This window comes from Thiomicrorhabdus arctica DSM 13458 (assembly GCF_000381085.1).
Lineage (GTDB): Bacteria > Pseudomonadota > Gammaproteobacteria > Thiomicrospirales > Thiomicrospiraceae > Thiomicrorhabdus > Thiomicrorhabdus arctica.
The window spans coordinates 106,826-118,623 of sequence record NZ_KB905900.1 but is presented as its reverse complement, the minus strand read 5'-3'; the positions used below and the strand labels follow the sequence as shown (position 1 = coordinate 118,623).

Annotated in this window: 11 protein-coding genes; 1 reads left to right on the top strand and 10 read right to left on the bottom strand. The window is 43.2% G+C overall.

From position 1 onward, the window contains the following. The 8 genes from F612_RS12500 to F612_RS12495 form a co-directional block, all read right to left on the bottom strand. Positions 1–1,369 (bottom strand): copper resistance system multicopper oxidase (locus F612_RS12500; RefSeq protein ID WP_051080321.1); only part of this gene is annotated, 1,369 nt, incomplete at its 3' end. A 128-nt stretch (positions 1,370–1,497) separates the two neighbouring features. Then, positions 1,498–1,893, bottom strand: coding sequence for a hypothetical protein (locus tag F612_RS0109010; RefSeq protein WP_019557441.1), 396 nt, complete (start codon positions 1,891–1,893; stop codon positions 1,498–1,500). A gap of 370 nt (positions 1,894–2,263) precedes the next feature. After that, positions 2,264–2,623: a DUF6488 family protein gene (locus tag F612_RS0109005; RefSeq protein ID WP_019557440.1), complete on the bottom strand. Its 360-nt coding sequence runs from the start codon at positions 2,621–2,623 to the stop codon at positions 2,264–2,266. A 157-nt stretch (positions 2,624–2,780) separates the two neighbouring features. Beyond that, a complete protein-coding gene (locus F612_RS0109000; RefSeq protein WP_019557439.1) occupies positions 2,781–3,581 on the bottom strand; it encodes a HupE/UreJ family protein in 801 nt (266 codons plus the stop codon). Between the two features lie 75 nt (positions 3,582–3,656). Continuing rightward, on the bottom strand, positions 3,657–4,061 hold the full coding sequence (locus tag F612_RS0108995) for a hypothetical protein (protein ID WP_019557438.1): 405 nt from the start codon (positions 4,059–4,061) through the stop codon (positions 3,657–3,659). A gap of 167 nt (positions 4,062–4,228) precedes the next feature. Then, entirely contained in the window at positions 4,229–5,326 is a 1,098-nt protein-coding gene (locus tag F612_RS0108990) for an ABC transporter permease (RefSeq protein WP_019557437.1), read from the bottom strand. Further along, complete coding sequence (locus tag F612_RS0108985; RefSeq protein ID WP_019557436.1) at positions 5,323–6,303, bottom strand: ABC transporter ATP-binding protein; 981 nt, start codon at positions 6,301–6,303, stop codon at positions 5,323–5,325. Before F612_RS0108985 ends, F612_RS0108990 begins: the two co-directional genes overlap by 4 nt. A gap of 2 nt (positions 6,304–6,305) precedes the next feature. Continuing rightward, on the bottom strand, positions 6,306–7,328 hold the full coding sequence (locus tag F612_RS12495; protein ID WP_019557435.1) for an HlyD family secretion protein: 1,023 nt from the start codon (positions 7,326–7,328) through the stop codon (positions 6,306–6,308). A 588-nt stretch (positions 7,329–7,916) separates the two neighbouring features. Here F612_RS12495 and F612_RS0108975 point away from each other — a divergent pair. Beyond that, positions 7,917–9,440 (top strand): cryptochrome/photolyase family protein, encoded by a 1,524-nt coding sequence (locus tag F612_RS0108975; protein WP_019557434.1) that lies wholly within the window; start codon positions 7,917–7,919, stop codon positions 9,438–9,440. 104 nt (positions 9,441–9,544) lie between these two features. On the opposite strand, the gene F612_RS0108970 is transcribed toward F612_RS0108975, so the two are convergent. Together F612_RS0108970 and F612_RS0108965 are read right to left on the bottom strand one after the other, a co-directional pair. Then, entirely contained in the window at positions 9,545–10,519 is a 975-nt protein-coding gene (locus tag F612_RS0108970) for a YbgA family protein (RefSeq protein ID WP_019557433.1), read from the bottom strand. A gap of 354 nt (positions 10,520–10,873) precedes the next feature. Further along, positions 10,874–11,731, bottom strand: a complete 858-nt coding sequence (locus F612_RS0108965) for a PA4780 family RIO1-like protein kinase (RefSeq protein WP_019557432.1) — start codon at positions 11,729–11,731, stop codon at positions 10,874–10,876. Positions 11,732–11,798: the final 67 nt, after the last annotated feature.

The window sequence follows — 11,798 nt, the reverse complement described above, 5'->3', positions numbered from 1 at the left end:
CAGCAGATTGATCGTGTCCGCTGTGATTCATGCCATCCATTTTCATGTCAGCAGGTTGATCGTGTCCACTGTGGGTCATGCCATCCATTTGCATACCATTGGACATAGCATGGCTACTTTGATCTGTGCCATCCATCTGCATACCACCAGACATGTCATGACCACTGTGATCCATGCCATCCATTTGCATGCCGTTCATTTCCATTCCCATGTCCGTCATGGTTAAAATAGGTAAAGGATCCATTGCTGGCGTGGCCGCTAATTTTGAAGCATCCGAGGTGATGGAGCCTATGGCATAACCAGACCGATCAATGGCTTGAGCAAAAATTGCATAGGCTTGTTTATCGGTATCAGGTTCAACGATGACATCATAAGTTTCGGCGACACCAATGCGGAATTCATCGACTTCGACGGGTTGTACTAACCCTCCATCAGCGGCCACAACGGTCATTTTTAAGCCAGGAATCCGTACATCAAAGAATGTCATAGCAGAGCTGTTAATAAAACGTAATCTAACTTTTTTCCCAGAGTCCACCACGGTGCGCCAGTGTGCATTCGGCGACAGACCGTTCATTAGATAAGTATAGGTAGAGCCACCGATATCAGACAAGTCACGGTCGGACATTCTCATACCGTTCCACATGGAACGATCTTTCCAAGCTTGAGAAAATCCTTTTTGTTTTAATTCACTCCAAAAATCACCGACGGTTCTTTGGTTGTAATTATAGTAACTGCCCATTTTTTTAAGGTTGGCATAAAGCATTTCAGGAGGGGTATCAGACCAGTCGGAGAGTTGAATGACATAGTCGTGGTCGGATTCAACAGGTTCTTGAACTTTAGGCAGAATAACAATCGCACCGTAGACACCGGTTTGCTCTTGATAGCCTGAATGACTGTGATACCAATAGGTACCATTTTGTTTGATAGTGAATTGATAGACATACGTTTCACCGGGTTTAATGCCGTCATAACTTAAGCCCGGTACACCATCCATGTTGGCCGGTACGATGAGACCGTGCCAGTGAATAGAGCTATCCACATTTAATTCGTTTTTGACTCTTAAGGTAATGGTATCACCTTCTTGCCAAACGAGTGTTGGTGCAGGCAAAGAGCCATTGACTAATGTTGCGACAGTTGGAGTGCCGGTAATATTCACCGTCGTTTCAGAAATAACCAAGTCAAACTCGGTTCCCGCTAACATAGGCTGCTTTGGGTTGAATGGCATGGCATCTTGGGAAATAAACTCACCATTAGCATAGGCTGACGGAATATTAGCAGCGACAGCGGCCGCAACAGAAGTTAATGCTAAGCCGCGTACAAATTGACGACGGTTCATCGTTGGGTGTGTTTGTGTAGTAGAAGAGGTCATCTCTAGCTCCTTAAAAAATAATCAGTAATGGATTAGGTTATAAGGCGAAAGCAGTAAATTAAATGACAGAGCATTCATCTAAAAGATAGAGTCATTGTCAGGATTAATCTGAACGTATTTCGCCAGAATTAAATGGAGGGTGGTGGGGTTTCTGGCTGGCTATTAGAGTATTCAACTGAAATAGATAAGGTTGGTGTCAGGCTATTGACCATTAGAATGGTCGGCTGAATCATTTCTACTTGTGCATAAAATGGTGTGGCGGCATGAATAGAGCCACACATAAAATCTTGACAGCCTGTCTCTTGATCACAAAGGGAACAGTCCATCATACTATGCATTTGAGAGCCAGACTTTGTGGCCTCGGGTGAAAGTATTGTTGGCATCTCATCCATGTTCATGACGTGATGCATGATTTGCATTTTTGATTTTTCCGCTTGGTTTAATTGAGACATATCCATCCCCGCCCACGCACCTGTCGCGAAGCTTTGAAGAATGAACATGACTAAAAACAAGCGTTTTAACATTTGGTTGTTCCTAACGGATATATAGGCAAATCTCATTATGCCGATTTACTTTTTGGGCAAAATGTACAACTTGATTGTAAACCAACTATTTACTTGAATGCAATGGTTTCTTTTAGTTTTCGAAACAGTCAAGGTGACTTGTTGAATATCTTGTGGTGAGAGAAAATGTTGAAAAATAAAAAATACGATGGTGGAGGGAGAGTTACACGTCTAAAATTTAAGTTTAAATGCTGGAATAACAAGAGAAAGTGCTGTTTATTTGTCTCTAAAGTTATGCATAAATGAAATGTTTACCAAACAATTTGAAAAGAAACCTCTGCACGCTACGCAAAGATTTCGATTTCTAAAAGGGTTCTAATGAACCGTGGATTTACTTACCTGAGTAATTCGCCGCGATGTAATGACCCTCTAAACTAAAGAAAACATATAAGTTCTGTTTTGCTGAGTCCTTTATTTTGTCGTTTTTAAAGGCGATCACCCATTCCGCAGCATTAGCAAACGTTTTTTGTTCCACGCTACTGGCTTTTACACCTGACCAAGAAGCATCAATGACACCTGCTGAGACTAATTGAGTTATTTTTTTTGAAGCCCTGTTGATCGCTTCAGCGCTCGTAATTGGAGCATGTGACTGGCTGTGTCCTCCATCGGGGCCATGTGCATGTCCGCCGCTTGCCATTGCAGGGGTGACCATAAACAGTGATAAAAACAGTGCTGTGATTAAATTTTTCATAAAAATTCCTTTGTATTATTTAAGTGTGTCGTGGTGTTGTGGAGCATCATGAGAGTGCGAACCATCATCGTGTGAATGATCGAAGCACCCTGTAAGAATCATAAGCGTTAGGCTTGCTAACAAACTTACAAATATTTTAGGCATCTTAATTTTCCTTTTATTCAATACTGTTATGTTTAGAGTCTCTAATCACTTGAGCGGCTCGCTCTTCATCCATTTTGATATGTTCATGAATGTGATTGTCCGCACTAAAACCAAATTCATCAGGATCAGAGGTATGTGAATAGCCATGCATTTGCATCATGAAGAGAAACAAACCGGCAAATATCAGCCCATAATTGGAGATCAGACTAAACGGTTTGAATGAAGCCGACTTACGCAATAAAACCATGACCAGTAACATGATGCTTAAAGCTAGAACTTGACCTACTTCAATACCGATATTGAAAGAGATGATATTCATGAGTAATTCATCTTGATTCAAAGGTAATTGTTGCAGACGTGTAGAAAGTCCCAGACCATGGATTAGACCCAACCCAATAATCATGACCAACAAGTTGGGCGGTTTGACCCCCAGGTACTTCTTAAAACCATCTAAATTCGCAAAAGCGATATAGCAAATACTTAAAGCGATGATGGCATCAATCAAAAAATAATTAACTTGAATGCCATTAAAGGTCGCATAAATAAGCGTGACACTGTGGCCGAGCGTAAATGCAGTGATGTATTTAATAATGTCTTTAAACTTGGTTAGAAAAAAGATAATACCAAATATGAACAATAGATGATCATAGCCCGAGAGCATATGGGTTGCACCAATCCATAGGTAGCTCAAATTGCCTCCATCCATAATCGTTTGTTTTTCAGCTTCCGACATACCATGTCCAAAAACTTGGCTAACGGCCAGCATCGCAAATGCGGCCAGTAACCATCGTGACTTTTTAATAAAAGATAACATAATTTTCTCAATAACAATTTATTCAAGGTGTAGTAACCCCTTGAAATGATTAGATCTATTTAAATGTGTGAGGTGTTATGAGAAATAAGGAGGTGCGCGAGGATTGGCCGCTGATTGATCTAGAGAATGGTAAAAAAGAGTCTCTGTAAAGGGTTGTTCAAGCCTGACGGATTGCAGACAAGCATCTTGCTGAAAATAATTTGGGATAGTTGCTAAGTCAGGATGCTTATTGTGACCTGAAGGTGCATTACACTGGTTATCCAGTTCAATGGTGCTTGAAGTTTCGGTAAGCTGAGACGACTCTGTTGCGTCGGAATAGTGCCCGGTAAAATCATGCGCGTGACTTTCTACTTCATGGTAATGAATGCCACCATGATCATGATATTCTGCTAAATGAATATGTGCAGAGGCCCACTGCATGCTGATAAAAGCAAGAATGAGGATAAATAGCAGAGGAGAGTGTCGCCGTAATTTGGTCACGTATCATTTCATTCATTTGTATTGAGTGCAAAACTATACCAAAATTAAACGGAATGTACGAGTTTGAAATGAGTCATTTCATTATGTTTATCACTGACATGCCTAAATAATTTCTAGTAATTCATCCTTTTGCCAATTGAAAAACCGATAGTTTTAAAATAAGGCCGTTAATCCAAGCGTTTGTGAAAACGTTTACTGGCCAGCCATAAGGTTATGAGCATAAAACCAATTAAGGCCAGCAGTTCGGGGAGCAGTTCGCTTAAGCTGGCACCGCGTAACATAATGCCTCGAATCAAGCGTTCAAAATGCGTCAGGGGTAAGAGTTCGGCAATCCACTGTGCAACCACGGGCATACCGCTAAACGGAAACATAAATCCAGAAAGTAAAATCGATGGCAGCATAATAAAAATAGCCATTTGTAAGGCTTGAAGTTGGGTTTTTGCCAAGGTTGAGAATAACAACCCCAACGTTAAATTGGCAGCAATAAACACCATTGCGACAATATAGATCTCTGCCAAAGAACCCACAATCGGCACATTAAAAATCCATACTCCCAAAGCCAAAATCAGCGTCACTTGAAAAAACCCGATGACAATATAGGGCAGAATTTTGCCTAACATTAACTCATTTGACGTGATTGGTGTATTGATAAGTAGCTCAAGGTTACCCTTTTCACGCTCGCGCACTAAAGAGATCGATGTAAAGATCACCATGGTCATGGTGAGAATCACACCGATAAGTCCAGGAATGGTATTAACGGCGGAGCGACGTTCTGGGTTGTAATAGTGGCGCACGGAAAACAGTGTACTTGGCGCTTGGGTTTTTTGGGTGTCTTGATGCCGCTGCAGACTGGTTAATTGACGTGCCGATGCTAAGATAATCGGGTCCGTGCCATCGACCAATAATTGCGCGGCGGCGCGGTCATTTTGTTGCAAACGACGTTCAAAGTCGGCCGGAATAACCAAACCTATACTGACCTTTCCGGTACGCAACTGAGCTTCAATCTCGTTTATTGTCTGAACATAGCCCGTAATTTTAACGACTTGAGAAGCCTCCAAATCAGAAATTAAGTTACGCGATGATTGGGTGCTGGCACTGTCCATCACGACGGTGGGAATCCAGCGAATATCCGTGTTAATCGCATAACCGAAGAGCAAAATTTGGATAATGGGAATGCCAAAGATCATCCCAATGGTCATACGATCTCGTTTGAGTTGCCATACTTCTTTGCGAAAAACGGCCCATAAACGACTGAAAGAGATCACTGGAAATGACTCGCGTTTGTCGTGACACTTTTTTCAGCAGGTGGCATTGGTTGTCTGTGTAAGGTTGCCATGACAAACACATCTTCAATTGATGCTGTGATGGGCGTAATCCGTAAGGATTGGTCAATAGGCGCTAACAATCGCTGCAGATAATCTTGAGGATTGGCGATTTTTTTGGAGAGTAATACCCGTAAACGTTCACCGAGTTGCATCATGCTTAACACCTCTGGACTGGTCGCAAGTTGATGCTTTAAAGGCATGATCGAGGTACCTTCTATTTGGAACACCGAGGCATCAATTTGGGCGATGAGGTTGGCTGGACTTTCATCTGCGACCTTTACACCGTGGTCGAGAATTGCCAAACCATGACAACGTTCTGCTTCATCCATATAGTGAGTAGACACTAAAATAGTAACGCCATCGTTGACCAGTTCAAATAACGACTCCCAAAAATTACGCCGGCTTTGTGGATCGACCCCGCTGGTCGGCTCATCTAAAAACAACAGTTTTGGCTTGTGCAATGTGGCAGCCGCCAGAGAAAGACGTTGTTTTTGTCCACCACTCAGCGTGCCAGTCATCTGTTTTTGCAGTGGTTGTAGCGCATAACGCGAGAGTGTTTCAGCAATACGTTGCGCCTGGGTCTTGCCCGGTAAATTATAGGCTTTTGCCATAAAAGAGAGATTTTCGGCTACGGTTAAATCGTCATAAAGCGCAAATTTTTGCGCCATATAGCCAATTTGGTGTTTGAGTTGTTCGGCTTGTCGCGGAATCTCCAAACCCAGTACCTCTACTTGGCCCGAGCTTGGGGTGAGTAAACCACACAACATGCGCATGGTGGTTGACTTACCGGAGCCATTTGGACCCAGAAAACCGTAGATACTCTGCTTGGGAATGCTCAAATTTAGGTGGTCAACCGCTTGTAAAGAGCCAAAGGATCGGCTGAGTTGCCGACATTGAATGACCTGCTCAACATTCATGATTATTTCGAGGTCGCTTCGGAGTGAATGGATTTTAATTTATCCAGGTTAAACGTCACCGTGAGCGGCAGTCCTGCGGGCAGATTTGTTACCTGGGCTTCAACAAAGTCTAGTTTTGCCAAATAGCTTAAACGTGAACGGTCGGTTTCGGTCAATGCGTAATAGGGGGTGAAGTCCGGGGCTGTGTGAATGCTGCGTACCTTGGCCGTAAAATGTTGATTGACGCCATCAATTTGCACCGTGGCTGGCGTACCGGGCTTAATCCAAGCGCGGATTTGTTCGGGAATGTGAATCCGTGCATAGGGTTGTTTACCGCCGAGCATCACTGCGACCGTACTGCCCACTGGCGGTTGTTCACCGATTTCAAATGGCAAACTGTCTAAACGTCCGGCACGCGGCGCGCGAATTTGCAAGTGTTGTAATGTGATCTCATCATGTTTTACTTGTTGCTCAGCCACTTGCAGTGCTTGTTTAGCCTGTTCAATTTGTTCTATTCGGTTACCGGCCTGTAGTTTGTGTAAGTTGGCGTTGGCGGCAGTCAATGCAGCACCTTGGTTTTGTAAAGCATTAAAGGCCTTATCTAATTCCTCTTGGCTAAGATGGTGTTGTTTCTGGAGTGTTTTAATGCGCTGGTATTCCAAGCGCGCGAGAGTTAACCCACTTTGGCTTTGAATGACACTCTGTTTTGCTTGCTCAACGTCCTCTATACGGCTACCCGCGACCAGCTCTTGTAGCTTGGAGGCAAGCAGGTTTCGGTTGGCGATCAAAGCTTGTAAATTCGCGGCGGTACGCCGGGGGTCCAAGCTTAAAATTAATGCTCCAGCTTGGAGTTCATCACCTTCTGCGGCATGGCGTGCAATGATCGGTTCACTCAACTCATTAATGAGTTCAATCCGTTCCCATTCAAGTTCACCAACGACGGGTAAGGTATGGTTATTATGTTGGCTGCAACTGGTGGTTAAGAGAATAAGAAAAGAGCATACAAAAAGTTTTAAACGCATTCCGAGTAAGTCGTGAGTATCCATAGTGAGCCATTCATCTGCCAGTCATGTGATTAGGTTTTTTACATGAGTTGATTATGAGATCATGTCCATGTCTCATTAATGCTACTCCAATCCGAGGATATATAACAGTTTTTATAGGGTATTTTCAAAAAACGTCTTTTTGGATTCATACTAAGTCAATAAATCGAATAATTTTTTGAGCAGACAGACTCATTAAGCCACTTTGTACTGTTGAAGTTACTCTACAAATGCCATCGCTATGCCTCAAAAGTATTGAGGATGTTTCGCAACAGAATAAAAGGGTTATGCAGAAATTAACGCGGTAATAAAATGCTATTTTTTTCATTATGTAAAAAGCATGAATGAGCTTTTAGCAAGAGTGACCCAGTCAGTCTAATTAAGATAATATGATCAGTGCGATAGAAAAATTAAATCCGTTATCCCGAAATGCTTCTCTGATTGTAACCAAGTGAAGCTTGCTCATTGATTGGCAACGATCCCGGTACGCTGATGAGAAGGTGTTTATATGAAGTTAATCTTTTGTTAAAGGTTTTAAAACCTGTTTTTGTGAAGAAAGCTAATAATAGAACAACGTGTTAGGAACATAATATGACCTCATTGGTGTGGTTACAAAGAGAGTTTAGATTAACAGCCTTGCCGGCTTTACAGATGGCCTTGTCTTCCGCATGGTCTTCAATAGAAGCCGCAGAGAGTTCTCTTGAGCAACGCTCTGAAAAGTCACCAGGCCAGGTCATTTTCGCTTATTTTCATGACCCTCGGCAGACGGTGGGTGACGCGAATACACTGTGGTTAGCGCAGGGTTTGCAAACGTTGCAGCAGACGATTCGAGCGAAAGGCGGTGATTTGTGGATTATTGAAGGTGACTTTGAATCCAAGTTTTCTGAGGTGTTGTCGTCTTATCACGTCAATCAAGTGTTTTACACTTTTCAAGTCGGTGCGCCTTTTAAAAGCATGCAGCAGCAAGCCATGACGGTTTGCCAAAATCAGGGGGTGGTCTTACAACCATTTTACTCAGAGTTTCTGGTAGAGCCTGACAAAATTCGCAATCAACAGAATAATCCCTATCTGGTGTTTACGCCTTTTTATAAAACATTACTCGCTAAACAAGTCCTGATTGAACCTTTAGATGAATCGGTAGGCGATTTGTCTGCCACTGCCATGCTGAAACCCTATGACCAGGCCTGGTTGGGATTTCCGACCTCTTTGCAAATCCTGTTGAGGTTGCCGTGGGCACAAAAAATGATGGCCAATGTGCATGCCTCTCACTCTTGGCAGGTCGGAGAAGAGGTCGCGTGGCAAACGTTACAGCACTTTATTGAAAACGATTTGCCAAGTTACGATGAAGATCGGGATTTTCCAAAACTCAGCGCGACCAGTCTTTTATCGCCACACTTACATTTTGGAGAGATCAATCTGCGTGACATCTTCTTTTATCTGCAAGCTTTAATAGCTGATGGCACAGTTAAATATGACCAAGCCATGCCGTGGTTTAGGCAGTTGGCATGGAAAGAATTTGCGGCTCATCTGTTGGTGAATTTTCCGCAAACGGAGACCGAACCGTTTCAAAGCAAATACCAAAGCATGTCTTGGCAAACCGACAAACAATCCTACCAGGCCTGGCAGAAAGGTTTAACGGGGATTCCAATTATCGATGCTGGAATGCGTGAGCTTTGGCAAACTGGTTTCATGCATAATCGGGTACGGATGCTGGTGGCCTCTTTTTTAACTAAGAATTTAAATCAGCACTGGTTATTAGGTAAGAATTGGTTTGACCACACCTTATTCGATGCAGATCCTGCGAATAATGTCATGGGTTGGCAGTGGGTGGCTGGTTGTGGCGTTGATGCATCACCCTATTATCGGTTGTTTAATCCAGTGACTCAGAGTACCAAATTCGATGCCGATGGCGAGTATATTAAAACCTGGCTGCCCGAGCTGAAGGCTTTATCTAAAAAAGCCATTCACTCGCCCTGGGAACATTCCGCGGAGTGTTTGGCCAAAGGCATTGTATTAGGTCAAGATTATCCATTACCGATTGCAGATTTAAAACAGAGTCGTATCGCGCATTTAGAGCGTGTCGAAGCCATGAAGTCCATGGGACGAAAAGCCTGAAGTCGTGCCAATTAACGGTGCTTGAGTCTAACCTAATTTAACAAGCCTTAAGTAGAAGAGCCACTTCAAAACTTAACGCCACAGATAAAGTCCGTTAACGCTCACTAACGATAAGCTGAGGTTTGGGAGCGCAAAGCCAAATCCGCAGGGTAAGGGTGGAAAAACACCTGCGATGCAAGATAGTCTGAACCATAGTGTTTTAGAAACTGTTCTAAGACCTTAATGACGGCAATCAACGGCACAATATCGTTTATAAATTCGGCAACCGTTTCGAAGTAATGTTCTTTTTCGAGCGGTGTCACCTCATTTTTAAAGTAACCATAGATATGGTCCAGCACATTCTTCATATGGCCTTTTGTAGAACGACAGGCTAATAAAGCAAACATTTTTTGCTCATACTTCAATAGACTTTCAGCTAAATTATGCTTGCGGGTCGCGGCTACTAACGCGCCGAGTTCACGGTAAATCGCTTCGTTTTTAGACTGAAAGAGATATTTGTGATCGCGATGAAATGCCTGAAATTCCACCACGTTTGGCTGTGCTTCAGAAAACTCGCGCCAACGTGCCGACGTGAAAGCATGCAGCATAAAAGATTCTCTTAACCAAGCATCGGTCAAACGACCTTCTTCTTCAATGGCTAAATGCGGGGCGGCTTTTTGTAAGTCACCTGTAAAAAGCCCGGATTGCATCGGATCTTTAGAACCGTGCCATTCCCCGTTTGGTTGGTAAACTTTAATACGTTCTAAACCACAGCTTGGAGAGCGCGATTTTACGACAGCACCATCCATTTTATGGCTTAAAATTTTTGGGATAATTTTGTCATTGTAGGCTTGCAAACCTTCAGTGTAGTCCGAATTCGACTTAGGGCCAATCACCCGTACTTCCGTATCGATTCCAACTAAACGAATGGTTTCCCTTGGCGTACCCATGACCGCCGCTTCGGGACAAAAAGGGTAAAAATCTGCATATTTCGCTAGATGATCATTCACAAAGTCATCTTGAGCATGACCGCCATTGTAACGGCACTCTGTGCCTCTTAAACAATCGGATACGGCAATTTTCAATCTTGGATAATTCATATTTGATCCTTTTACAAACCACGGCTACTGTCTTGATTAAATATAACACAAGAGCGATACATCATTAAAAGTGCTCTTTAAATAAGCGGTCACCCTTTTAAGAATATTTAAGAATATTTAAGAATGTTTAATAAGGTGAAACGTCAGTTATAAAGAAGATGATCCCAAGATTGAATCGGCAGTGACCGATGTATTGGATGAATGGCGGTTGGTAGACAAGCAAAGTACGTTAAAATTTTTGTCGTGATGAATCTTGACCAGGTCTGGTCAAGATAGTTTGTTTAGGGTTCAGTGCAGACACTTTACAAGGTGCACCCTATAATAGGCTGTCTTATGTACTCCATAGAGTAGTTGTTAGGCTTCTTCTTGTGCTTCTCGAATACGTTCTAGACGATTTTGCTCTTCTTCCATAGCGGCTTTAATCTCTTGCATGACGCTATCGACATCCGCATCTTGTTCAACTTCATCAAAGGTTCCGCTGAGTTCAATCTCGGGAGAGAGTTCACCTGCTTCAAATAAAGCCCAAATTTCTTTGGCATATTGAGTGTTTAATAAATCGGGAGCATATTGCGCATAGTAGTTGGTCATGTTGTCGACATCTCGGGTCAGCATGCGTTTGGCGTTATTATTCGCTGCCGCATCAACCGCTTGAGGTAAGTCAATAATCACTGGTCCGTAGCTGTCTACGAGTACGTTAAATTCCGATAAATCGCCGTGTATTAGGCCTGCGTAAAGCATGAGCATTATATAATGCATAACCACAGCATGGTCTTCACGGGCTTGCTCAGCATCCATAGAGACATCATTCAAGCGGGGCGCCACATGATCATCTTCATCGGTAATGAGTTCCATCAATAGAACGCCATCAAAGCAACCGTAGGGCTCTGGTACGCGAACGCCTACAGCGGCGAGGCGATAGAGCGCATCGACTTCGGCATTTTGCCAAACGTCTTCTTGCTCTTTGCGGCCAAATTTAGAGCCTTTTTCCATCGCTCTAGCGCGACGGCTATTGCGAACCTTACGGCCTTCTTGGTATTCCACCGCTTTTTTAAAACTACGTTTATTCGCTTCTTTGTAGACTTTGGCACAACGAATTTCGGTACCCGAGCGAACCACAAAAACGTCGGCTTCTTTACCGCTCATGAGAGGGCGCAGAACTTCATCGACCAGGCCGTCTTCGACTAGGGGTAAAATGCGTATTGGTGTCTTCATGGAGTCCTTATCCGATTGAGAGTGTTTTACAGCGCGTTATGATACACCTCTTAAGCTTCTAATATAA